General features: G+C 72.4%; 22 protein-coding genes. 11 read left to right on the top strand and 11 right to left on the bottom strand.

The features are described 5' to 3' along the window. Positions 1–16: 16 nt before the first annotated feature. The 4 genes from AB0H37_RS03160 to AB0H37_RS03145 form a co-directional block, all read right to left on the bottom strand. Entirely contained in the window at positions 17–1,168 is a 1,152-nt protein-coding gene (locus AB0H37_RS03160) for a Gfo/Idh/MocA family oxidoreductase (RefSeq protein ID WP_360611018.1), read from the bottom strand. Between the two features lie 58 nt (positions 1,169–1,226). Then, on the bottom strand, positions 1,227–2,036 hold the full coding sequence (locus tag AB0H37_RS03155; RefSeq protein ID WP_329086492.1) for an ABC transporter ATP-binding protein: 810 nt from the start codon (positions 2,034–2,036) through the stop codon (positions 1,227–1,229). Positions 2,037–2,056: 20 nt separating this feature from the next. After that, positions 2,057–3,079 (bottom strand): ABC transporter substrate-binding protein, encoded by a 1,023-nt coding sequence (locus AB0H37_RS03150; protein ID WP_329086494.1) that lies wholly within the window; start codon positions 3,077–3,079, stop codon positions 2,057–2,059. A 113-nt stretch (positions 3,080–3,192) separates the two neighbouring features. After that, entirely contained in the window at positions 3,193–4,062 is an 870-nt protein-coding gene (locus tag AB0H37_RS03145; protein WP_179837099.1) for an ABC transporter permease, read from the bottom strand. 141 nt (positions 4,063–4,203) lie between these two features. Between AB0H37_RS03145 and AB0H37_RS03140 the strand changes: the two genes are divergently transcribed. Further along, positions 4,204–5,262 (top strand): LacI family DNA-binding transcriptional regulator, encoded by a 1,059-nt coding sequence (locus tag AB0H37_RS03140; protein WP_329086497.1) that lies wholly within the window; start codon positions 4,204–4,206, stop codon positions 5,260–5,262. Between the two features lie 30 nt (positions 5,263–5,292). Further along, the gene (locus tag AB0H37_RS03135; protein WP_179837097.1) at positions 5,293–6,417 is read left to right on the top strand and encodes an enolase C-terminal domain-like protein; all 1,125 of its coding nucleotides are present in this window, start codon (positions 5,293–5,295) and stop codon (positions 6,415–6,417) included. A 22-nt stretch (positions 6,418–6,439) separates the two neighbouring features. Here the strand turns inward: AB0H37_RS03135 and AB0H37_RS03130 are convergent, their stop codons facing one another. Both AB0H37_RS03130 and AB0H37_RS03125 read right to left on the bottom strand, forming a co-directional pair. Next, positions 6,440–6,934: a DUF3237 domain-containing protein gene (locus AB0H37_RS03130; protein WP_360611015.1), complete on the bottom strand. Its 495-nt coding sequence runs from the start codon at positions 6,932–6,934 to the stop codon at positions 6,440–6,442. A 28-nt stretch (positions 6,935–6,962) separates the two neighbouring features. Continuing rightward, positions 6,963–7,412 carry a nuclear transport factor 2 family protein gene (locus AB0H37_RS03125; protein WP_329086503.1) on the bottom strand — a complete coding sequence of 150 codons (450 nt, stop codon included), beginning with the start codon at positions 7,410–7,412 and terminating at the stop codon, positions 6,963–6,965. A gap of 87 nt (positions 7,413–7,499) precedes the next feature. Here AB0H37_RS03125 and AB0H37_RS03120 point away from each other — a divergent pair, with 87 nt between their 5' ends. Then, positions 7,500–8,129, top strand: a complete 630-nt coding sequence (locus AB0H37_RS03120; RefSeq protein ID WP_329086505.1) for a TetR/AcrR family transcriptional regulator — start codon at positions 7,500–7,502, stop codon at positions 8,127–8,129. Positions 8,130–8,219: 90 nt separating this feature from the next. Here AB0H37_RS03120 and AB0H37_RS03115 read toward each other — a convergent pair whose 3' ends face one another. Further along, positions 8,220–8,348 carry a hypothetical protein gene (locus tag AB0H37_RS03115; protein ID WP_268247751.1) on the bottom strand — a complete coding sequence of 43 codons (129 nt, stop codon included), beginning with the start codon at positions 8,346–8,348 and terminating at the stop codon, positions 8,220–8,222. Between the two features lie 195 nt (positions 8,349–8,543). Here AB0H37_RS03115 and AB0H37_RS03110 point away from each other — a divergent pair, with 195 nt between their 5' ends. Beyond that, positions 8,544–9,071: an NADAR family protein gene (locus AB0H37_RS03110; RefSeq protein ID WP_360611012.1), complete on the top strand. Its 528-nt coding sequence runs from the start codon at positions 8,544–8,546 to the stop codon at positions 9,069–9,071. Positions 9,072–9,169: 98 nt separating this feature from the next. Here the strand turns inward: AB0H37_RS03110 and AB0H37_RS03105 are convergent, their stop codons facing one another. Then, positions 9,170–9,769: an XRE family transcriptional regulator gene (locus AB0H37_RS03105; RefSeq protein ID WP_360611010.1), complete on the bottom strand. Its 600-nt coding sequence runs from the start codon at positions 9,767–9,769 to the stop codon at positions 9,170–9,172. A gap of 92 nt (positions 9,770–9,861) precedes the next feature. Between AB0H37_RS03105 and AB0H37_RS03100 the strand changes: the two genes are divergently transcribed. Both AB0H37_RS03100 and AB0H37_RS03095 read left to right on the top strand, forming a co-directional pair. After that, complete coding sequence (locus AB0H37_RS03100; RefSeq protein ID WP_360611008.1) at positions 9,862–10,809, top strand: NAD(P)/FAD-dependent oxidoreductase; 948 nt, start codon at positions 9,862–9,864, stop codon at positions 10,807–10,809. Continuing rightward, complete coding sequence (locus AB0H37_RS03095) at positions 10,806–12,005, top strand: MFS transporter (RefSeq protein ID WP_360611006.1); 1,200 nt, start codon at positions 10,806–10,808, stop codon at positions 12,003–12,005. The genes AB0H37_RS03100 and AB0H37_RS03095 overlap by 4 nt, the downstream gene beginning before the upstream one ends. A 50-nt stretch (positions 12,006–12,055) precedes the next feature. Here the strand turns inward: AB0H37_RS03095 and AB0H37_RS03090 are convergent, their stop codons facing one another. The 3 genes from AB0H37_RS03090 to AB0H37_RS03080 form a co-directional block, all read right to left on the bottom strand. Then, a complete protein-coding gene (locus AB0H37_RS03090) occupies positions 12,056–13,000 on the bottom strand; it encodes a hypothetical protein (RefSeq protein WP_360611004.1) in 945 nt (314 codons plus the stop codon). Further along, positions 12,997–13,662 (bottom strand): RNA polymerase sigma factor, encoded by a 666-nt coding sequence (locus AB0H37_RS03085; protein WP_360611002.1) that lies wholly within the window; start codon positions 13,660–13,662, stop codon positions 12,997–12,999. The genes AB0H37_RS03090 and AB0H37_RS03085 overlap by 4 nt, the downstream gene beginning before the upstream one ends. Before the next feature lie 92 nt (positions 13,663–13,754). Beyond that, positions 13,755–15,902, bottom strand: coding sequence for a germacradienol/geosmin synthase (locus tag AB0H37_RS03080; RefSeq protein WP_360611000.1), 2,148 nt, complete (start codon positions 15,900–15,902; stop codon positions 13,755–13,757). A gap of 112 nt (positions 15,903–16,014) precedes the next feature. Between AB0H37_RS03080 and AB0H37_RS03075 the strand changes: the two genes are divergently transcribed. The 5 genes from AB0H37_RS03075 (at position 16,015) to AB0H37_RS03055 (ending at position 21,786) form a co-directional block, all read left to right on the top strand. Beyond that, on the top strand, positions 16,015–16,386 hold the full coding sequence (locus tag AB0H37_RS03075; protein WP_179837087.1) for a phage holin family protein: 372 nt from the start codon (positions 16,015–16,017) through the stop codon (positions 16,384–16,386). A gap of 99 nt (positions 16,387–16,485) precedes the next feature. Then, entirely contained in the window at positions 16,486–17,010 is a 525-nt protein-coding gene (locus tag AB0H37_RS03070; protein WP_360611211.1) for a 2Fe-2S iron-sulfur cluster-binding protein, read from the top strand. After that, on the top strand, positions 17,007–17,981 hold the full coding sequence (locus tag AB0H37_RS03065; RefSeq protein WP_360610998.1) for a xanthine dehydrogenase family protein subunit M: 975 nt from the start codon (positions 17,007–17,009) through the stop codon (positions 17,979–17,981). The genes AB0H37_RS03070 and AB0H37_RS03065 overlap by 4 nt, the downstream gene beginning before the upstream one ends. Beyond that, on the top strand, positions 17,978–20,035 hold the full coding sequence (locus AB0H37_RS03060; RefSeq protein WP_360610996.1) for a xanthine dehydrogenase family protein molybdopterin-binding subunit: 2,058 nt from the start codon (positions 17,978–17,980) through the stop codon (positions 20,033–20,035). The genes AB0H37_RS03065 and AB0H37_RS03060 overlap by 4 nt, the downstream gene beginning before the upstream one ends. A 95-nt stretch (positions 20,036–20,130) precedes the next feature. After that, positions 20,131–21,786: an L-lactate permease gene (locus AB0H37_RS03055; RefSeq protein WP_360610994.1), complete on the top strand. Its 1,656-nt coding sequence runs from the start codon at positions 20,131–20,133 to the stop codon at positions 21,784–21,786. The last annotated feature ends 6 nt before the right edge of the window (positions 21,787–21,792 follow it).

Raw genomic sequence — 21,792 nt, 5'->3', positions numbered from 1 at the left:
CCGGGCAGATCGATCTTCATGGCGTCAGCTCCGGGACGTCGAGGCGGCGGCCCTCCCGCCACGCGCGGAGGCCCAGCTCGGCGAGCTGGACGCCGCGCGCTCCGGCGTAGAAGTCCCAGGGGAAGGGGCCGTCGTCGGCGACGTGGCGCAGGAACATCTCCCACTGGGTCTTGAAGCCGTTGTCGAACTCGGTGTTGTCGGGGATCTCCTGCCACTGGGAGCGGAAGTCCTCGGTGGCGGGCAGGTCGGGGTTCCACACCGGCTTCGGCGTCATCGTGCGGTGCTGGACGCGGCACCGCCGCAGTCCCGCGACCGCCGAGCCCTCGGTGCCGTCGACCTGGAACTCCACCAGCTCGTCGCGGAAGACCCGGGTGGCCCACGAGGAGTTGATCTGGGCGACGATCCCGCCCTCCAGCTCGAAGATCCCGTAGGCGGCGTCGTCGGCGGTGGCCTCGTAGGGCTTGCCGTGCTCGTCCACCCGCTCGCCGATGTGCGTCGCGCCGAGTGCCTGCACCGACCGCACCGGCGCGATCACCCCGTCCAGCACGTACCGCCAGTGGCAGAACATGTCGAGGATGATGCCGCCGCCGTCCTCGGCGCGGTAGTTCCAGCTGGGCCGCTGGGCCTCCTGCCAGTCGCCCTCGAACACCCAGTACCCGAACTCGCCGCGCACCGACAGGATCCGGCCGAAGAACCCGCCGTCCACCAGCCGCTTGAGCTTGAGCAGCCCCGGCAGGAACAGCTTGTCCTGCACCACGCCGTGCTTGACCCCCGCCTCGTCGGCCAGCCGGGCCAGGGCCAGCGCCTCGTCGAGGTCTTCGGCGAGGGGCTTCTCGGTGTAGATGTGCTTGCCGGCGGCCACCGCCGCGCGGATCGCGTCGACCCGCGCGCCGGTGACCTGGGCGTCGAAGTAGATGTCGGTGCCCGGACGCGCCAGCGCCTCGGCCAGGTCGGTCGTCCACGCCGTCAGCCCGTGCCGTTCGGCCAGTTCGCGCAGCTTGGTCTCGCTGCGTCCCACCAGCACCGGCTCCGGCCACAGCACGGTGCCCTCGGCGGTGCGGACCCCGCCCTGCTCCCTGATCGCGAGGATCGAGCGCAGTAGATGCTGGCGGTACCCCATGCGGCCGGTGACGCCGTTCATGACGATCCCGATGGACCTGCGTGCCATCCCGTTCCTTCCTAGCCTGTCGAATGTCCTGTGCGGCGCGCCCTCTGCGGCGCGCCGGTCAGTCGGCCGAGCCGCCCGCGCCGAGAAGTCCCCGGACGCGGTTGGTGACGCGGGCGAACTCCGGGCGGGCCATCGTGGCCGCGTAGTCGCGCTCCGCGGGCAGGTCGACGTCGATGATCTCGGCGATCGATCCGGGCCTGTCGGTCATCACCACGACGCGGTTCGCCAGGTAGGCGGCCTCCGCGATGGAGTGCGTGACCAGCAGGACGGTCGTGCCCGTCTCCCGCCAGATCCGGTTCATCTCGATGTTGAGCTGCTCGCGGGTGAGGGCGTCGAGGGCGCCGAACGGCTCGTCCATGAGCAGGACGCGCGGCTCGTGCAGCAGCGCCCGGCACAGCGCGACCCGCTGCTGCATGCCGCCGGACAGCTCGTGCGGCAGCGCGTCCTCGAAGCCCTTCAGGCCGGTCATCTCGATCAGCTCGGCGGTCCGCCTGCGCGCCTGCTCGGACGGCATCTTGCGCATCTCCGCCTGGAGCAGGATGTTCTTGCGGGCGCTGCGCCACTCCAGCAGCGCGGCCCGCTGGAACACGTAGCCGATGTCGTGGCGGGGTCCCTTGACCTCGTCCCCGCGCAGCCGCACGTCCCCGGTCGAGGGCTTCAGCAGCCCCGCGACCAGCTTCAGCAACGTGGACTTGCCGCAGCCGGACGGTCCGACGATCGCGACGAACTCGCCCATCGGGACGTCCAGCGACACCTCGCGCAGGGCGGTGACGTCGCGCTTGCGGGTGCGGAACCGGACCGCGACCTCGTCGAGGCTGACGGCCGTCTCCCGGCCGGTGTCCGGCTTCGCGGTGGATTTCTCGCTCATGATCCTCATCGCTCGTCCCGTCACGTCTGCGGCGCGGCCGACGCCTGCCAGTACTCCGAGGGCGCCTGCGCCTTTCCGATGACCCCCGCCTGCTGGAAGGTGGCGATCGTCTGCTTCCAGTCGTCCTCGGCGTTGACGCCGGGCGCCTTGCCCTGCGTCGCGGGGGTGTGCAGCAGCGTCAGCGTGGTCTTGAACTGCTCGGTGAGCACCTTCTCGGGCGGCAGCTGCTCGGACGCGCCCGCCATGCTCGCGACGGCGCCGGCCTGGTCGGACTCCGCGGCCGTCCACGACTCGCTCGTGGCCGCGACCATCTCCTTGACCAGCTTGGCGTCGCTCTTCAGCTTCCGCTCGCCGGCCAGCAGGCCGTTGGAGAAGAAGTTCAGCCCGAAGTCGGAGTACCGCAGGTACGAGACCGGCTTGCCGGACTTGGCGGCCATCGTCGGGCCCTGGTCGTTCGCGAAGCCCATGAGCCCGGCGGTCTTCCCGGCCAGCACCGCGGCCATCTTCCCGGCCGGGTCGGTGTTCTGGACGGGGACGTCGCTCGCGCTCATCCCGTTCTTCTGCAGGAACACCGGGAAGGTGCGCGCCAGCGCGTCCCCGGCCGTCCCCGCGATCTTCTTGCCCTTCAGGTCGGCGGGCTTCTTGATCCCGGCCGAGGTGAACGACTGCACGGACGCGGGCGTCGTCTGCAGGAACACGCCGATGCTCTTGACCGGCATCCCCTTGTCGACGGCGGCGAGCAGCGCGGGCGTGTCGGCCCAGCCGAAGTCGGTCTGCCCGGCGCCGGTGGCCTGGACGGTCTTCTGCGAGCCCTGGCCCGCCTTGATCTCCAGGTCGATGCCGTGCTTCTCGAAGATCCCCTTCTTCTTGCCGTAGTAGAACGGCGCGTGCTCGCCGTAGGGGTACCAGTTCAGGGTCAGCGTGACCTTGGTCAGCTTCTTGCCCGAGGCGCTCGTGGTCTCGCCCGAGTCACCGCCGCAGGCGGTGCCGGCGAGTGCCAGGGCCGGAGCCATGACGGCGATGGCGAGGGTGCGGAGTTTCATGAGGCGGCCCTCCGTAAGGGGGTGGGTTGTTCTCGGCCGTTGGTCTGTCGGGACGTCCCGTCCGGCGGATTCCGGGCGGGCGGTTCGGGTGGCGGGGGGCGCGTGGGGCGCCGTCAGTAGGTCGTGGTGACGGCGTCGCCTCGGCGGCTGGCGTGCCACGGCAGCAGCAGCTTCTCCGCGACCTCGACGACGACGAACAGCACGACGCCGATGGCCGACATGACCAGCAGCCCGGCGAACAGCATCGGGGTGTCGAGATTGCCGTTGGCCTGCAGGATCACGTAGCCGAGTCCCTCGTTCGCGCCGACGAACTCGCCGACCACGGCGCCGGTGACGGCCAGGGTGACCGCGACCTTCAGGCCGGAGAACAGGTGCGGGAGCGACGCCGGCAGCCGGATCTTGCTGAACGTGGCCATCGGGCTCGCGCCCATCGTGGCCGACAGTTGCAGCATCTCCGGATCCACCGCCTTCAGCCCGGCGACCATCGAGATCACCACCGGGAAGAAGGCGATCAGCACCGCCACGACGATCTTGGGACCGATGCCGAAGCCGAGCCACACCACGAACAGCGGGGCGATCGCGATCTTCGGGACGACCTGCGCGAACAGCAGGATCGGGTAGAGGGTGCGCTCGACCGTGGACGAGTACACCATGAGCACCGCGGACGCGACGCCGATGAGCACCGCGAGCGCGAAGCCGATCAGGGTCTCGTACGTGGTGACCCACGTGTGGTGCCAGATGTAGCCCCACTTGTCGCCCATCAGCCGCAGCGTCGCGCCGGGCGATGGGACGAGGTAGGCCTCGACCAGCTTGAAGGCGCTGATCGCCCACCACGCGGCGAAGCAGGCCACCAGCAGGGCGACCGGCCGCCACGACCGTTCCAGGCCGTCGCGGATCCGTTCGCCCGCGCCGGGCCTGGCGCGTTCCACGACGCCCGCCGCGTCCGCCGAGGGCGGTGCGGCCGTCGTACCCTGACTCACCATGGGTTCCTCCGGACGGGGTGGTTCGGAAAGCGCGTTCAGAAAGCGCTTTCTGATGTACCGTAAGAACCGGCACGCACCGCGGTCAAGAGGGTCTTCGTCAGGAACCCGCCGCGAGGGCCCGTGCCGGCCGAGGGGGCGGGGATGACGGAAGCGGCCGAGGGGGAGCGCACCGGCGACCGAGCGTACGTGACCCTGCAGGACGTCGCGCGGGAGGCCGGCGTCTCGCTCGCCACCGCGTCCCGCGTCCTGAACGGGACCTCGCAGGTCCGCGCCGACCTGCGGGAACGCGTCCTGGCCGCGGCGGCCGAGCTGAGCTACACCCCGAACGCGCACGCCCAGGCGCTCGCCAGCTCCTCCAGCAAGTCCGTCGGGGTGGTCTGCCACGACGTCAGCGACCCCTACTTCGCCGCCGTGGCCCGCGGCGTCATGCGCACCGCCGCCGAGTACGGGATGCTGGTGATGCTCGCCAGCACGTTCCGCGACCCGGCGCGCGAGGTCGAGTACGTGGCGATGCTGCGCGCCCAGCGTGCCCGCGCGATCCTGCTCATCGGCTCCGGCTTCGAGGACCGCGAGTGGGAGCGGGCGATGGCCGCCGAGCTCGACCCCTACCAGCGCACCGGCGGCCGCGTCGCCGTCCTCAGCCGGCACCGCAGCCTCAAGGTCGACGCCATCCTGCCGCAGAACCGGGAGGGCGCCGCCGCCCTCGCCCGCGCCCTGCTCGACCTCGGCCACCGCCGCTTCGGCGTGCTGACCGGCCCCCGCGCCCTGACGACCGTCCACGACCGCCTCGGCGGGTTCACCGAGGCGCTCGCCGACGCGGGCGTCCGCGTCGCGCCCGAGCACATCGTCGAAGCCCCCTTCACCCGCGACGGCGGCTACCGGGCGGCGGCCGAGCTGCTCCGCCGCGAAAACCGTCCGACCTGCGTGTTCGCCGTCACGGACGTGATGGCGGTCGGCGCGCTCGCCGCGCTGCGCGACCACGGCGTGTTAGTGCCGGGGGAGATGTCGCTCGCCGGATTCGACGACATCTCGATCGTCCGCGACCTGACCCCGGCGCTCACCACCGTCGCGCTGCCGCTGAACGCGATGGGGGAGCGCGTCATGGGACTGGCCCTGCGCGAGCCCGCCACCCGCCGCAGCCGCATCGAGCGCGTCGCGGGCGAGGTGGTGCTGCGCGCCAGCACCGCACCGCCCGGCTGAGCCGCGGGCGCCCGCTTCCCGGAGGCGTGAATGAAGATCGAAAAAATCGAGACGTTCTGCGTCGCGCTGCCCACCCGGCGCTCGTTCGGGGTGTCCGGCGGCGCGGTCGCCGTCGCCGGACGGCCCAGCCTGCGCGTCCTGGTCAAGGTCAGCGCCGAGGGCGCGCACGGCTGGGGCGAGGCGACCCCCATCCCCGCCTGGACGTACGAGACCGCCGAGTCCATCGTCACCACCATCGACCGGTACCTCGCGCCGGCGATCACCGGCCGTCCCGCCTGGGACCTCGACGGCGTGACGACCGCCTTCGACCGGGCCGTCAACCGGGGCTTCAGCATCGGCGCGCCGCTGGCCAAGTCCGCCGTGGACGTCGCCCTCCACGACCTCCTCGGCCGCGCCGCCGGCGTCCCGCTGGGCGTCATGTGGGGCCGGCGCCGACGGGAGACGATCGATCTCGGGTGGATCGTCTCCGGCCGATCCTCCGCCGAGGTGGCCGACAGCGTCGCCGAGGGCCGCGGCCTGGGGTACCGCGCCTTCAAGGTCAAGGTCGGCCTGGGTCCCGAGGACGCCGACGTCGTGGAGGCCGTCCGGCTCCACGCGGGTGACGCCGCGGCGCTCTGGGTGGACGCGAACCAGGGCTACACCGTCCGCTCGGCCCTCGCGCTGGCGCGCCGCCTGGAGGACCTCGGCGTGACCGCGTTCGAGCAGCCCCTCCCCGCCAACGACATCGTGGGCCTGCGCCGCCTCCGCGACGCATGCCCGATCCCGGTCGCCCTCGACGAGAGCCTGCGCCACCCGTCCGACCTGGCGACCTTCGTCCGCCTCGACGCGGTCGACGTCGCCATCGCGAAGGTCCAGCGCACCGGCGGCCTGACCCTGTCCCGCCGCCTGTGCGCCCTCGCCGAGGACTGCGGCGTCGCGCTGATGGGCTCCGGCCTCACCGATTCCGACCTCGGCCTCGCCGCGTCCCTGCACCTCTTCTCGGCCTTCGGCATCGACACCCCGGTCGACCTCAACGGCCGCCAGTTCATCGACTCCCCGTACGCGGGGCCGACGGTCGAGATCCGCGACGGCACCGCCCGCGTCCCCGACGCCCCCGGCCTCGGCGTCGAGGTGGACGAGCGAACCGTCCGCGACCTCGCGGTGGACGTCCTCTGACCGCTCGGCGCCCGGAGGACCTTCACCGCACCTGGAAGACCTTGTAGGCGATCCCGTCCTGGACGAGGTAGCCCGATCCCACGCAGACGACGTCGTTGAGCCAGGTGTACTGCTCGGCTCCCGTCTCGAACAGCGGGTTGGTCCGGAAGTAGTACCGGGACGGGTCGACCCGGTGCCTGGCGGCGGGGTCGGCCATCTCGGCGCGCAGGCCCGGCGGGGTGGTGTAGCGGCCGCCGTAGGTCATGTGCAGCAGGGCGCCGTCGTCGGTGCGCAGGGTGAGCCGGACGTCCAGGAGCATGGTCCCGTCGGGCCGGAACAGCGCCCAGTCGCCGCCGCCCGGCAGGACCTCGCCGCGCAGCGCCGGTCCCTCGAACGTCCCGCCGGCGGAGCCGAACAGGACGCGCCGCCCGACCGGCCCCCGGCCGAAGTCCAGGGGCGGGTCCAGGTCGACGACGATGTCGAAGAGGAACTCGGTCCGGATCCCGTCGACGTCCCTCACACGGGGATCTGCCGGCATGGGTCGCCGCCTTTCTGGTCGGAGGGCCTCAGCCTGCGGAGCCGAACAGCGTGCGGCGGACGGCGTCGGTCGAGACCCCCGACTGGGCGCACAGCTCCGACAGGTCGAAGAAGAAGTACTCGGCGGCGATCAGGTCGTCCTCGAAACCGAACCGGATGAACACCGGGAGTTCGGCGCGCCTGCCGTTCGGCTCGGCGCCGAACCGGTCGCCGGTCATGGTCATGCGGACGGTCCCCCAGCAGGCCAGCGCCTCGCCGCTCGCGGCGTGGCCCTGCAGGACGACGTCGTAGTCGGGGAACGAGGCGAAGAACCGGTGGAGCGCCTTCTCGTTCTCGGCCGGGCCGCGGGCCGTCGTCCCGAAGGCCGGGCTCTCCAGCACCATCTCGGGGTGCAGGAGCTTCATCGCCGCGGGGACGTCCTGGCGGCTCTTGGCGGCGGCCAGCGCCTGAGCCAGTTCGAACATGCGGTCGCCGTCCATGGTCGGACCTCCCTCGGTGTGCCGATGGCCGAACAAACAATACGGTCGATCGTACGTATAGGCAATCGCTGTGCCAGGATGGAGGAGATGAGCGAGAACGCCCCGTCCCCGGAGACCGAGTCGACCGACGGACGGCTCCTGCGCGGCGCCCGGGCACGACGAACGATCACCCGGCACGCCGTGGACGTCGCGTCGCTGGAGGGACTCAACGGGCTGAGCTTCGGCCGACTGGCCACCGACCTGCGGGTGAGCAAGAGCGGCATCCAGACGCTGTTCAGGACCAGGCAGAACCTGCATCTGGCCACCGTCGAAGCGGCCCGCGAACTCTTCGCCGACGCGGTCGTGCGTCCCGCGCGGGCCGCACCCGCCGGTGCCGCCCGGCTGCGGGCCCTGGTCGGGTACTGGATCGAGTACGCGGAGAAGCCGCTGTTCACCGGCGGCTGCTTCTGGGCGGCCAACCTCCCCGACTTCGACAGCCGCCCCGGCCCCGTCCGGGACACGCTGGCGCAGCAGCACCGCCGATGGCTCTCCCTGATCGCGGGGGAGATGCGGCACGCGGTCGACGCCGGTGAGATCGCCCCCCTGGACCCCGACCTGGCCGCCTTCCAGACCGACGCGGTCCTCAACGCCGCCAACACCGCCCTGCGCCTGGGCGATCAGGACGCGGCCGGCAAGGCCCGCCGCGTGATCGACGCCTTGCTCACCCGCCCGGTCTGAACCACGCCGCGGCGCTCGCCCGCCGGGCCCGGACACGAAGAACCCGCCCGGGGGAGCCGGGCGGGTTCTCATCTATCGGCCGGAAGGCCGTCAATGCGCGGCGAGCTCGTCCTCGGACACGTCGGCCTCCGCGGGACGCTCGGAGTCCGGTTCCGCGGGCCGCCATTCGGGCCACGCGTCGATCTTGGTGCGCCGGGGGTTCGCCAGGGCGTTGTCCATTGTTACCGCAGTCCTCCTGTTCAAGGCCGGGCCGGATCAATAGATGGTCCCGGCGAGATGCCGGGTCCGCAAAATGGTCTAGACCGCGATCCCCACCCCGGGTCGCGGCAAACCTGTCAACAACGCCAATCGATCATCCATTCCCGGTGGGAAACCGGATGGACCGCGGCGGCCGGCCCTGGCACCCTCTCACCCATGGACGTCGCCGAGTTGACCCGCCTCCAGGAGCAGGGCACGCGCCTGAGGTTCCTGTTCTTCTGGGGCCACCAGACCCCAGGTCGCGGCTACCTCAGCCAGTGGTGGCCGTCCCCCTTCACCGTCGGCGGCGTCACCTACGCGACCGCCGAGCACTACATGATGGCGGAAAAGGCCCGCCTCTTCGGCGACGAGGAAACGGCCGCCGCCATCGTCGCCGCGTCCCATCCCCGCCGTGCGAAAGACCTCGGCCGCCGCGTCCGCGACTTCGACGAGCGGACATGGCGCGACAATCGTGTGACCATTGTCACGAAGGGCGGCGAGGCCAAGTTCGCCCAGAACAAAGATCTTCGCGACTACCTTGCCGGCACCCGCGACCGCATCCTCGTCGAAGCGAGTCCCCTGGACCGCGTGTGGGGCATCGGCCTGACCGCCGACGACCCCCGCGCCGAACACCCCGCCTCCTGGCAGGGCGAGAACCTCTTGGGCTTCGCCCTGATGACCGTCCGCGAAGCACTGGCCTCCTGACCGCCGCGCCGGCTGCGGCGGTCTCGCACGCGGTCGTCGACGAAGACCGGACAGTGGCCTGGAGTCCTCGGCGGAACAGGCGCCCTTCGCCGGACGGGTCAGGACGCGGACTCCTGGCGGGGGCGGGGCCTGGCGCGGATGTGGAGGCGTTCTCCCTGACGGCCGAAGAGGCTGAGGACCTCGACCGGGCCTTCCCCGGTGGTGCCGAACCAGTGCGGTAGCCGGGTGTCGAACTCGGCCACCTCGCCCGGGCCCAGCACCAGGTCGTGGTCGGCCAGGACCAGGCGCAGTCGTCCCGACAGCACGTAGAGCCACTCGTAGCCCTCGTGGGTGCAGAGGTCGGGTACGCGCCGGGCCGCCGGGAGAACCATCTTGTACGACTGGATCGAGCCGGGCTGGCGCGTCAGGGGGAGGACGGTGTTGCCGTTCACGCGCCGGGGGGTCAGCCGGACGCGGGGGTCGCCGACCTCGGGGGCTCCCACCAGTTCGTCCAGCGGGACCTGATGGGCGTGCGAGATGGGCAGCAGGAGTTCCAGGCTGGGACGGCGCTGACCGGACTCCAGGCGCGACAGCGTGCTCTTGGAGATCCCGGTGGCCTCGGAGAGCTCGGCCAGTGTCACGTTGCGCTCGTTGCGCAGCCGCTTGAGGCGCGGGCCGACTTCGGCGAGCGCGTCGGCGATGGCGGGTGGGTGAGGCATGCCCCCATTCCACTGCGGTCGTCCCGGAAATGGCAACAAAGGTTGTCGTTCAGCCGGTGGGCAGGGCACCGTCCGCGGCGGAGGTGATCGCGATGAGCGATGCGGAGTACGACGTCGTGGTGGTCGGTGCGGGGGCCGCGGGGCTGAACGCGGCGCTGGTGCTGGCGCGGGCGCGGCGGCGGGTCGCGGTGGTGGACGCGGGCGAGCCCCGCAACGCACCGGCCGCGCACATGCAGGGGTTCCTGTCGCGAGACGGGATGTCGCCCGCCGCGCTGCTGGAGGTGGGGCGGGCCGAGGTCGCCGGATACGGGGCGGCGTTGATCGACGCCCGGGTGGAGCACGTCGACCCCGGGTTCACCGTGCGCCTCGTCGGCGGGGCGGCACTGGGAGCGCGGCGGGTGGTGGTGGCCACCGGTCTGCGCGACGAGTTGCCCGGCATCCCCGGTGTGGCGGAGCGGTGGGGCCGGGACGTGCTGCACTGCCCGTACTGCCACGGGTACGAGGTCCGCGACAGGCCCATGGGCGTTCTGGGCACCTCGCCCGGCGCGGTGCACCAGGCGCTGCTGCTGCGGCAGTGGTCCGACGATGTGGTGTTGTTCGTCCACACCCTGGAGTTGGACGAAGAGGAGCATGAACGTCTCACCGCCCGCGGCGTGCGTCTCGTGGACGGCGAGATCAAGCGCGTGGTGGCGGAGAACGACGGGGTGCGCGGCGTCGAGTTGGCCGACGGGCGCATGGTGCCGCGCCGCGTGGTGTTCCTGTTCCCGCGCATGGTTCCGCACGACGCCCTGCTGACCGCACTCGGCTGCGCCGTCGAGGACCGCCGGGTCGTCACCGACCGGACCGGGCGCACCACCGTGCCGGGCGTGTGGGCGGTCGGCAACGTGGCGGACCCGCGCGCCCAGGTCGTCACCGCCGCCGGCATGGGCTCCGCCGCCGCCATCGCCGTCAACGCCGACCTGCTGGACGAGGACGTCCATCAGGCCGTCGACCAGGGCCGTGCCGTCGAGCGGGGACGCGTCGGGGGTGGGGGCCGGTGAGCGTCGAGACCGCTTCCCGGCGGGTGTCGGTCTCCGGGGGGAGGCTGCCGCTCGGGGTCTACCTGCTGGCGTTCAGCCTGTTCGCGATGGGCAGCGCGGAGTTCCTGCTGGCCGGGGTCCTGCCGGAGATCGCCGACGACCTCGGGATCAGCCTGTCCTCCGCCGGGGCGCTGATCTCGGCGTTCGCCGTCGGGGTGGTCGTCGGCGGGCCGCCCTTCGCCATCCTGACGCTGCGCCTGCCGCGACGCACCACCCTGGTGGCCACGCAGGTCGTCTTCGCGGTCTCGGTGACGGCCGGCCTGGTGATCGACGGTTACGCGGTGCTGCTGGCCAGCCGCTTCCTGTGCGGGCTGGCCTATGCGGGGTACTGGGCGGTCGCGGCGGTCACCGCGATCGGCCTCGTCACGTCCGACCGCACCGCGCGGGCGTCCGGAGTGGTCGTCAGCGGGCTCGGCCTGGCGATGATCGCCGGTGGTCCGGCGGGCGCGCTGCTCAGCTACTTCACCGGGTGGCGGGGCGGGTTCTGGGGCGTGGTCGTCCTGACCGCCGCGGGCGCGGTCCTGAGCCTGCTCGCGGTGCCCGCGACCGATGCGGACGCGAAGCCGAGCGTGCGGGGGGAACTGCGCACCATGAGGCGGCCGCAGCTGTGGGTCGTCTACGCCGCCACCGTCCTGAGCACCGCCGCCTACATGATCTCGTTCAACTACCTCGCGGCGTTCCTGACGGAGGTCACCGGCATTCCAGGCGTGTGGGTGCCCGCGATCCTCGCGCTGTTCGGCGTCGGCGCCTTCATCGGCCTGTCCGTGGGGGGCCGGATCGCCGACAGGCGGCCCACTCACGCGCTCATGGCCGGGGCGCTGGGGATATCGGCCAGTTCCGTGCTGCTCGCGGTCCTGTCCGGGCATGCGACGGCCGTCGTCCCGCTCGTTCTGCTGCTCGGAGTCGCCGGATTCGTCCTGAACCCGGCCATCTACGGGCGGGTGTTCGCCATCGCGTCGGAGGCGCCGACGCTCGCCGGGGCCGCGACCGTCTCGGCCTTCCAGCTCGGCATCAGCCTCGTTCCGGTCCTCGCCGGCGCCGCCATGAACGCCGGCGCGGGACTCACCGCCGTCACCTGGATCGGCGCCGGGCTGGCGGCGGCCATCGTGCCGACCGTCCTCCTCGACCGGACGCTCTCCCGCCGCGCAGCGAGATGAGCGGGCCCTGAGAGCGGCGGACCGCCCCGGTCGGGGCGGTCCGCCGGTGCTCAGGAGGTCGGGGTCGCGCTCGGGGCGGGTGCTCCGGGCGCCGACGCGGGCGGCGCGCCGCCGGCGTCCTCGGTGGGACGCGGGCCCACGAAGAGGAGGACCTGGTTCTTGGCCCAGGGGGTCGCGCTGTGGACGTACCACGTGGGCGGGACCTGGCCGGGCTTCAGCACGTTGCTGACGTTGCCCTCCATGGCGCGGTACTCGGGCACCGTGACGTGCCGCTTTCGCAGGGCGGCCAGCACCTCGCCGACGCGGTGCTTGCGGTAGGTCATGCCGTGCATGACCTCGCCCGGGGCCGTGGCGGGGGCGCTGCTGTTGTACTGCTCGCCCGGGCGGGCCTCCCGCCCGAAGGTGATGGAGGCGGTGCCCTTGTAGCCGGTGCGGATCCGGACGCCGACCGGGCAGACGTCCCCTCCGCCGCCGGTCTCGCACCCGCCCCTGGCGGTGATCGTGGTGACGTCGCGCTCGGCGGTGTTCTCGCTGGTCTCCATCGCGACGACCGTGCCGACGATGGACGGGGACGCCGGCACCATCGACAACGTGACCCTGAGGCCGTGGGCGGCGAACTCCTCCTGGTAGCGCTTCGGGTCGGCCAGCGGGTCGCGCACGCGCACGTCGATGTAGCCGCCCTTGCGGGTGAACGTCAGCGCCGCGGCCAGCACGACGCGCGGGCTCGTCGGCGTGACGCCCGGGGTGCTGCCGGGTCCGCCGTCGCGGGTCATCACGACCGCCGTGACGGCGGCGGCGGCGATGCCGGCCGCGGCCAGCGGGAGTCCGATGAGCATGACCGGCGAGCGCCGCCCGCGCGCGGGGGCCGAGGGGACCGCGGTCGCGGTGATGCGGTCGGCGAGGGCGGTGGCGGCGTCCTCGGGCAGCAGGGTCCCGGCCTGCCGGTCGGTGACGGAGGCGAGGCCCCCGATCAGCGGGTCGATGTCGCGGTTCATGTGGGGTCTCCGTTCGGGATCCGCCGCCCCTTGGCAGGCAGGGAGGTGGCATGCAGGGAGGTGGCGGGCGTGGAGGCGGCACGCAGGGAGGCGGCCGGCGCGGGGGCGGCGGGGGCGTCCGCCTCCATGCGGGCCAGGGCGCGGGCGAACCGGCGGCGGGCGCGGTGCAGGCGGATCCGCACCGCGTTGCGGGAGCAGCCGAGGACGGTCGCGATCTCGCCGTGGTCGAGTCCCTCCCAGCCGACCAGGGCCAGCAGTTCGCGGTCGGACTCGGGCAGACCGCGGAACGCGGCGCCCACGCCGGTCGGCCCGTCGCCGGACGGGTCCTGGACGGCCAGGCCGTCGCGCAGCCGGGAGCCGAGGTCGGCGGCCAGGGCGGACCGGCGGCGCTCGCCGCGGTGGTGGTTGGCCAGGACGCGCCGGGCCACCCCGTACAGCCACAGCCGGGCCTGGTCGCCGGGCGGGACGTCGTCGAGCCGCCGCCAGGCGGTGAGGAACGTCTCCGCCAGGACGTCGGCGGCGTCCTGCGGGTCACTGGTCCGGCGCAGCGCGTACCCGAGGATCCGGGCGCGGTTGGCCGCGTAGACGTCCTCGAAGCGGCGCCGCCGGTCGTCGGGCGGGTGGGACTCCTGCGAGGTGGATTTTCGCAATGGGGATGGCAAGCCCTCTCCTCTCGTCGCGGCGTTCTCACCGGACGCAGGGCACATGTCCGCACATTGCCGAGCATTTCAACACAGCATGTCGCGGTGCCCGCTCAGCGGGCGGCGCGCGCGAAGAGGTGGAAGGCCGACATCCCCAGGCCGGTGGGCCTGGGAAGCCGGAGGACGGGCTCGCGCTCGTCGTAGCGATCGGTCTCGCGGTGCCACTTGAGGATCCCGGCCATCCAGTCGCGCAGTTCCTCGACGTAGGAGGAGAGCGCGGCCCGGGCGGCGTCGTCCAGGTCGAGCCGGTCGCAGAGGGCGGGGAGCTCCCCGGCGGCGAGGTGCTCGAACTGGCGGCGGCGCGAGGCGATGAGGTCGGCGACGATGGGCAGCGCCTCGTCGCGGCCGCAGCCGAAGAAGTTCCCGACGGCGAGGACGCCGTTGTTCAGCTCGCCCTCGTACTCGATCTCCTTCTGGTAGGAGAAGCAGTCGTTGAGCAGGCACGCGACGTCCATCGCGGAGGCGTCGATCTCGCGCAGGGTGCGGGTCTCGAAGACGTGCTGAGGGATCTCGTCCGCGCGCCCGATGCGCGCCAGGCTCATCGTCAGCTCGGAGCCGAACGTGTGCCGGCGCATCTCGATGTAGTCGACGGGGTCGGGGACGCGCGACTGGAGGTGGTTGTTCAGCTCCCACACCCAGCTCTCGACCATGTGCTCGACGGCCGCCCGGAACTCGCGGCGGCCCTTGTCGTCCATGGGCCCGGCGGTGCGGGGCCACAGGTCCGCGAGCCCCGCCTCGAACGGGCTCTCCGGGGCGGGGGTGGCGCCGCAGTCCAGCGGCATGAACAGGGGGACGCGGGCGTTGAACGCCTTCGCGCCCGCCATGTCGCGGTCGCGGTTGAAGACGGCCGGGAAGAAGTCGTCGCCGAACGTGCCGCACGCCAGCCACTGGACGGCGAGGTCGAGCGCCTCCGGATCTGCGTCCGGGTCGAGGGACGCGGCGCAGACCTCCAGCACCATCCCGGCGAGCCGGTCGGGGCTCCACACCGGGACGGGCGTCCGGGGGTGGGGGGAGAACATGCCCATCTCCCGCGCCCAGGCGAGCAGGTTGCGGCCCGCGCGCTCGCGGTGCGGGTTCGCGCGGGCGGCGTAGGGGATGTCGAACGAGGGCAGCGGCGTCGGCCCCACCCTCTGGAACGGGACGTGGGGGAGGCTGATCCGCGCCGACCTCACCAGGGCGGGGATGCGGGCGGCGGACATGCCGAGCGACCTGTCGTTCATGTACCGGCTGGACCGCAGGTGCCATTCGTGGCCGCCGGACTGCCAGTCCTGGAGGGCCTTCACGTAGGCCGCGACGCCCGCCCGCTCCGCCGGGTCGAGGCCGTGGTCCTCGAAGACGTGCGGCAGCTCGGTCACCGCGGTGTTCTCGAACTGGCGCAGCCGAGAGGTCAGCAGGTCGTTGACGGTGTCGGCGGCGACCTGCGGCGCGACCGACAGGAAGCGCTCCATCACCAGGACGGAGTTGTTGACCTCGCCCTCGGACTCGGTCTCGCGCTGGTAGGAGAAGATGTCGTTGCGCAGGTGGACGCCGTCGGAGAAGGTGTCCTTCAGGACGCGCAGCGGCCGCGTCGCCACCACGCGTTCGGGGATCTCGACGCCCGCGGCGTGCTCGGCGAGGTCGGCCGACCAGGGCGCCCCGCCGACCTTGCGCCGCATCTCGATGTACTCGACCGGGTTCGGGATCCGGCCGGTACTGATGTTGGACAGCTCCCACAGCGACTCGCGCAGCAGGTTCAGGGTGCTCACCGAGAAGCGCCGCCGCCAGGCGTCCGACCGCGCCGGGACGGTCCGCGCCCACAGGTCGGCGAGTCCGCGCTCGACGGCGTTCACCGGTTCGGGCGGGTCGAGCGACATGAACAGCGGAAGCCGGTCGAGGTAGGTGCGGGCGCCCTCCTGGTCCCGGGGCTTCTTGAACACCTCCAGGAAGTGGTCGTCGAAGTAGAAGACCCAGACGTACCAGTCGGTGACGAGGTCGAGTTCGGGGGCGGCGCAGTCGGGGTGCGTGTAGGCGCAGAGGAGGGCGTAGTCCATCGCTTCGAGTGCGGGCTCGTCCCAGATGTCGGGGGTGCCGGGGTCCCGGTCGGCGTCCAGCATCTTCATCTCTCGCGCCCAGGCCATGGTGTGCCGGCGTGCGCCCTCCAGATGCGGGTTGAGCCGTGCGGGGTACGGGACGTAGAAGTCGGGCAGCTCGAAGGGTTGCATGAACCGGCCTCTCTGTCGGGTCCGGTTCGGCAACCTACAGCACCTGCAAAGTCACTGAAAGTGACATATTGCTTCCCGGAATCTCCTCCCCATCTGCGGGTAAGCCGAGGTCATGTCGGAGTCGCGCAAACCTGCCGCGGCCGGCGACCCGCTGGAGCAGAACCTCGTGCTCGCCCGGCGTGTGGTCGAGGCGGCGCAGCAGGAGATGATCGATAAGGCCAGGCAGCGCATACCGGCGCTGCGCCTCGGGGCCGTGGCCGGGGCCTTCGGGGTCATGGCGACCGCGGCCACCTACCGGATGAACGTGCTGCTGCTGGAGAAGAAGCTGCCTCCCGAACTGGCGTCGTTCATCACCGCCGCCGTGTACGGGGGAGGGGCCGGCGCGGCCGCGATGGCCGCGTCCCGCAAGTGGAAGGGGCTGCCGGCGCCGCTGCCGACCGACACGGCCCGGCAGGTCGTGGAGATCCTCACCGACAACGACTGATCGCCGGCCGCCGGAAGCGGGTGCGGACGGCCGTCGATGTTCTGTGACCGACGGGAGATCTGGGGTAGGCCCCCCGGCATGGACAGCGAAGCCACTCCGGTGCGCGCCGACGTCACCCTGGTCGTGAACGGGGCGGAGCACCGGCTCAACGTCGATACCCGAGCGTCCCTCCTGGACGTGCTGCGCGAGCAACTCGGCCTGACGGGGTCGAAGAAGGGCTGCGACCACGGCCAGTGCGGAGCCTGCACCGTCCTTCTCGACGGCCGCCGGGTGAACGGATGCCTGGCCCTGGCCGTCGCCCATGACGGAGCGGACGTCGTCACGGTCGAAGGGCTGGCGCGGGACGGGGAGCTCAGTCCCGTCCAGGAGGCGTTCATCGAGAACGACGCGTTCCAGTGCGGGTACTGCACACCCGGCCAGCTCTGCTCTGCCACGGGAATGCTGGACGAGGCCGAACGCGGCTGGCCCAGCGTCGTCACCGGCGACCTGAGGGCCGACCCCGTACTCGACGACGACGAGATACGCGAGCGCATGAGCGGCAACCTGTGCCGGTGCGGCGCCTACGTCGGCATAGTCGCGGCCCTCAGACAGGCCGCGAGACGCAGGGAGGGGGCTGAGGCATGAGGCCCTTCGCGTACGAGCGCGCCACCAGCGCCGAGGACGCACTGCGGCGCCAGCAGGACGGAGCCGTCTACCTGGGCGGCGGAACCAACCTCGTCGACCTGATGCGACTCGGCGTGGAGGAGCCGGCCAGGCTCGTCGACGTCGCGCATCTTCCGTACGACCAGATCGAACTGCGGCCGGACGGGAGCCTCGTCATCGGCGCGGCGGTGACCAACAGCGCCGTCGCCGCCGACCGGACCGTGCGCGAGGGCCATCCCGTCCTGGCGCAGGCCGTGCTCGCGGGGGCGTCCGGCCAGGTCCGCAACCTCGCCACCGTCGGCGGCAACCTGCTCCAGCGGACCCGCTGCTCCTACTTCCAGGACGCCGCCAAGCCCTGCAACAAGCGCACCCCGGGCAGCGGGTGCCCCGCGCGGGAGGGCGAGCACCACAATCTGGCGATCCTGGGCTGGTCGGACGCCTGTGTGGCGACGCATCCGTCCGACATGGCCGTCGCACTGGCCGCCTTGGACGCGTCCATACGCATCCGGGGGCGCGGTGGAGAGAGAACCATCCCCGTCGAAGACCTGTACCGGCTTCCGGGTGACGAACCCCAGCGCGACACCACGCTCGAAGCGGGCGACCTCGTCACCGCCGTGGAGGTCCCCGTGCTGGGCGTGCCGTCCCGCTACCGCAAGGTCCGAGAGCGCGCGTCGTTCGCGTTCGCGCTGGTCTCCATCGCGGCGGCCCTGGACGTCGGCGACGGCCGGGTGCGGGACGTCCGGCTGGCCCTCGGCGGCGTCGCCCACAAGCCGTGGCGGGCGCGGCGCGCCGAAGAGGCCCTGCGCGGCGCGGAGGCGACCGAGGAGTCGTTCCTGCGCGCCGCCGAGGCCGAGTTGGAGGCCGCCGAGCCGCTGCGCGACAACGCCTACAAGGTGCCGCTGGCGCGCAACCTGATCGTCCGGACGCTGACCGAACTGGGGGAGGAGTCATGACCGACCGGCTGGAGGGCCGCGAGAAGGTCACCGGAACGGCGCGGTACGCGTTCGAGTACCCCGTGCGGAACGCCGCCTACGCCGCGGCCGTCCAGGCGAGCGTGGGCAAGGGGCAGGTCAGGTCGGTCGACGCCGAGGCCGCGCTGAGGCTGCCCGGGGTGCTCGCCGTCCTGTCCTGCGAGAACGCCCCCGAGCTCAGCGACACCTCGGACGGCGAACTGGCCCTGTTCCAGTCGCGGACGGTCTCCTTCCGCGGCCAGTTCGTCGCCGCCGTGGTCGCCGAGACCCTGGAGACCGCCCGGGAGGCGGCCCGCCTCCTGCGCGTCGAGTACGCCGGGGAGGCACCGGACGTGCGGCTCCGCGCCGACCATCCGGGCCTCTACAAGCCGGACAAGGTGAACCCTGTGTTCCCGGCGGACACCGAGCAGGGCGAGCCCGAGAAGGCGTTCGCCGACTCGGCGGTGCGGGTGGACGCCGTCTACACGACCCCGGCCGAGCACAACAACCCGATGGAGCCGCACGCCACGATCGCCCAGTGGAACGAGGACGGCACCCTCACGCTCTACGACTCCAACCAGGGCGCGTCGACCGTCCAGGCCACGATCGCGAAGGTGTTCGGGCTCGATCCTTCCGGGGTGCACGTAGTATCGCCGCACGTCGGCGGCGGTTTCGGCTCCAAGGGAATGCCCCGGCCGAACGTGGTGCTCGCCGCGATGGCCGCCCGCGCCGTGGGACGTCCCGTGAAGTTCGCCGTCCCGCGCCAGCAGATGTTCGCCACCACCGGCTACCGGACCCCGACCATCCAGCGTCTCCGGCTCGGCGCCGACGAGGACGGGCGGCTGAACGCGATCCTCCACGAGGTGGCCGAGCAGACCTCCACCGTCAAGGAGTTCGCCGAGCAGACCGCGACGCCCACGCGCATCCTGTACCAGGCCCCGCACCGCCTCACGTCGCACCGGGTGGTGGCCTTGGACGTCCCCACGCCGTCCTGGATGCGGGCCCCCGGGGAGACGCCCGGCATGTACGCGCTCGAGACGGCGATGGACGAGCTGGCCGTCGCCGCGGGCATCGACCCGGTCGAGCTCCGCGTGCGCAACGACACCGACCGGGAGCCGGAGAGCGGGCTGCCGTTCAGCTCGCGGAACCTGGTCGCCTGCCTCCGCGAGGGCTCCGAACGCTTCGGCTGGGCGGGGCGCGCCCCCGAACCCGGTGCCCGCCGGGAGGGCCGCAAGTTCGTCGGTATGGGCGTCGCCGCGTCCACCTATCCCGCCTACCAGCGCCCCAACCAGGCGACGGCCCGCGCCGAGCCCGACGGGACGTTCACCGTCCGGATCGCCGCCGCCGACATCGGCACCGGCGCCCGCACCGCCCTGGCCCTGATCGCCGCCGAGACGCTGAAGGAGGATCTCGCCGACGTCAGGATGGAGATCGGCGACAGCGCGTTCCCCCAGGCGTCGGTGGCGGGCGGCTCCGCCGGGACGGCCGGCTGGGGCACGGCCGTCGTGCGCGCCTGCGAGGCCCTGCGCGGCAAGCTGAACGGCGCCGTCCCGCCCGGGGGGATCGAGGCGTCCGCCGACACCGGTGAGGAGCTCAGGGCCCGGGCCGAGTACGCCCGGCACGCGTTCGGCGCGCAGTTCGCCGAGGTGGAGGTGGACGCCGACACCGGAGAGGTCCGCGTCCGCCGGATGCTCGGCGTGTTCGCCGCCGGCCGGATCATCAACCCCACGACGGCCCGGTCCCAGTTCATCGGCGGGATGACGATGGGCGTCGGGATGGCGCTGATGGAGCAGAGCGTCATGGACCGGGAGTTCGGCGACTACCTCACCCGCGACCTCGCCCAGTACCACGTCCCGGTCTGCGCCGACGTCCGCGACATCGACGCCGCGTGGGTGGAGGAGTCCGACCCGCACCTGAACCCGATGGGCGCCAAGGGCATCGGCGAGATCGGCATCGTCGGAGCGGCGGCGGCCGTCGGCAACGCCGTCCACCACGCGACCGGCATCCGCGTCCGGGACCTGCCCATCACGCCGGCCAGGCTTCTCCAGGCCCTCTGACCGAGGGAAAAGTTCACTATCAAGGTGATCTCCGTCATCGGGACGGGTAAGGACCACGTGCTCGGGGGCGACCACTACCCCGCGAGGTGATCGCCGTGTACCAGCAGGTCCTCGATCCCGTCGCCGACTCGCTCGGCTGGAGCTCCCTGGTCGCCGCGCTGCCGCTGGCCGTGCTGTTCGTCCTGCTCGGCGGCGTGCGCATGCGCGCGTGGCCGGCGTCCCTGATCGCGCTGGCCGTCGCGCTGGCGGTCGCCGTCTGGACGTACGGCATGCCCGCCGACCAGGCGCTGCTCGCCGCCTCCGAAGGCGCCGCGTTCGGCTTCTACCCGATCCTGTGGATCGTCATCAACGCCCTCTGGGTCTACAACATCACCGTCGCCACCGGCCACTTCGACGTGCTGCGCCGCTCGTTCGCGCAGGTCAGCGACGACAACAGGCTCCAGGCGGTGCTGATCGCCTTCTCGTTCGGCGCGCTGCTGGAGGCCCTGGCCGGGTTCGGCACGCCGGTCGCGGTCACCTCCGTCATGCTGATCGCGCTCGGCTTCCCGCCGCTCAAGGCCGCCGTGCTGGCCCTCACCGCCAACACCGCGCCCGTCGCGTTCGGCGCGATGGCGACGCCGATCCTCACGCTCGGCAAGGTCACCGGCGAGTCCAGCGACACGCTGGGCGCCATGGTGGGGCGGCAGACCCCGATCCTCGCCCTGTTCGTCCCGCTCGTCCTCGTCGTCATCGTGGACGGGCGGCGCGGCCTGCGCGAGACCTGGCCCGTCGCCCTGCTGTGCGGCGCCGCGTTCGGCGTCGCCCAGTACGTCACGGCGAACTTCATCTCGGTGCCGCTCGCCGACGTCGTGGCCTCGCTGGTCTCGGCCGCGGCCGTCGTCCTCGCCGTCCGGCTGCGTCCGTCGGCGGCGCCGGCGAGGCCGGCCCCGGTCGCGGGCGGTGCGGCGGACGAGCCGACCCCCGAGTTCGCCGCCCGCGTCGAAGGACGGGACGGGGGACCGGGCGGGGACTCCCGCGCCGAGGTCGCCCGCGCCTACGCGCCCTACGCGATCATCATCGCGGTCTTCGTCGTCTGCCAGATCGGGCCGGTCAAGGATCTCCTGGACAGGGCGACCCGGACGTTCTCCTGGCCGGGCCTGCACCTCACGGGCCCGTCCGGCAAGCCGCTGGCCCTGTCGACCTTCACCTTCAACTACCTGACCACGCCCGGCACGCAGATGCTCGTCGCCGGGCTGATCACCATGGCCGCCCTCGGCGTCGGCCTGCGCCGGGCCCTGGGCGCCTACCGGACGACCCTCGTCCAGCTCAGGTGGGCGATCATCACGGTCATGGCCGTCCTGGCGCTGGCCTTCGTGATGAACGCCTCCGGGCAGACCGTGACGCTCGGGACGTGGATGGCCGGGGCGGGCGGCGCGTTCGCGCTGCTGTCGCCGATCCTCGGCTGGCTCGGCACCGCCGTCACCGGATCGGACACCTCGTCCAACTCGCTGTTCGGCTCCCTGCAGGTCACCGCCGCGAACAAGGCCGACCTGTCGACGGTCCTGATGGCGGCGACCAACAGCTCCGGCGGCGTCCTCGGCAAGATGGTGTCGCCGCAGAACCTCGCCATCGCCGCGGCGGCCGTCGGCCTGGACGGGCGCGAGGGCGACATCTTCCGCCGCGTCGTGCTGTGGAGCCTGCTGTTCCTCGCCGGGATGTGCCTGCTCTCCGGCCTGCAGTCCACCGGCGTGCTCGGCTGGATGGTCCCGTGACGGGCC

The sequence above is a fragment of the Actinomadura sp. NPDC023710 genome (assembly GCF_040639875.1).
Lineage (GTDB): Bacteria > Actinomycetota > Actinomycetes > Streptosporangiales > Streptosporangiaceae > Spirillospora > Spirillospora citrea.
This window is presented reverse-complemented; position numbering and strand designations above follow the sequence as displayed.

Coding starts and splice junctions, on each gene's coding strand:
- AB0H37_RS03160 (WP_360611018.1), bottom strand. CDS start 1,168: ATGGCACGCAGGTCCATCGGGATCGTCATGAACGGCGTCACCGGCCGC.
- AB0H37_RS03155 (WP_329086492.1), bottom strand. CDS start 2,036: ATGAGCGAGAAATCCACCGCGAAGCCGGACACCGGCCGGGAGACGGCC.
- AB0H37_RS03150 (WP_329086494.1), bottom strand. CDS start 3,079: ATGAAACTCCGCACCCTCGCCATCGCCGTCATGGCTCCGGCCCTGGCA.
- AB0H37_RS03145 (WP_179837099.1), bottom strand. CDS start 4,062: ATGGTGAGTCAGGGTACGACGGCCGCACCGCCCTCGGCGGACGCGGCG.
- AB0H37_RS03140 (WP_329086497.1), top strand. CDS start 4,204: ATGACGGAAGCGGCCGAGGGGGAGCGCACCGGCGACCGAGCGTACGTG.
- AB0H37_RS03135 (WP_179837097.1), top strand. CDS start 5,293: ATGAAGATCGAAAAAATCGAGACGTTCTGCGTCGCGCTGCCCACCCGG.
- AB0H37_RS03130 (WP_360611015.1), bottom strand. CDS start 6,934: ATGCCGGCAGATCCCCGTGTGAGGGACGTCGACGGGATCCGGACCGAG.
- AB0H37_RS03125 (WP_329086503.1), bottom strand. CDS start 7,412: ATGGACGGCGACCGCATGTTCGAACTGGCTCAGGCGCTGGCCGCCGCC.
- AB0H37_RS03120 (WP_329086505.1), top strand. CDS start 7,500: ATGAGCGAGAACGCCCCGTCCCCGGAGACCGAGTCGACCGACGGACGG.
- AB0H37_RS03115 (WP_268247751.1), bottom strand. CDS start 8,348: ATGGACAACGCCCTGGCGAACCCCCGGCGCACCAAGATCGACGCGTGG.
- AB0H37_RS03110 (WP_360611012.1), top strand. CDS start 8,544: ATGGACGTCGCCGAGTTGACCCGCCTCCAGGAGCAGGGCACGCGCCTG.
- AB0H37_RS03105 (WP_360611010.1), bottom strand. CDS start 9,769: ATGCCTCACCCACCCGCCATCGCCGACGCGCTCGCCGAAGTCGGCCCG.
- AB0H37_RS03100 (WP_360611008.1), top strand. CDS start 9,862: ATGAGCGATGCGGAGTACGACGTCGTGGTGGTCGGTGCGGGGGCCGCG.
- AB0H37_RS03090 (WP_360611004.1), bottom strand. CDS start 13,000: ATGAACCGCGACATCGACCCGCTGATCGGGGGCCTCGCCTCCGTCACC.
- AB0H37_RS03080 (WP_360611000.1), bottom strand. CDS start 15,902: ATGCAACCCTTCGAGCTGCCCGACTTCTACGTCCCGTACCCCGCACGG.
- AB0H37_RS03075 (WP_179837087.1), top strand. CDS start 16,015: ATGTCGGAGTCGCGCAAACCTGCCGCGGCCGGCGACCCGCTGGAGCAG.
- AB0H37_RS03065 (WP_360610998.1), top strand. CDS start 17,007: ATGAGGCCCTTCGCGTACGAGCGCGCCACCAGCGCCGAGGACGCACTG.
- AB0H37_RS03060 (WP_360610996.1), top strand. CDS start 17,978: ATGACCGACCGGCTGGAGGGCCGCGAGAAGGTCACCGGAACGGCGCGG.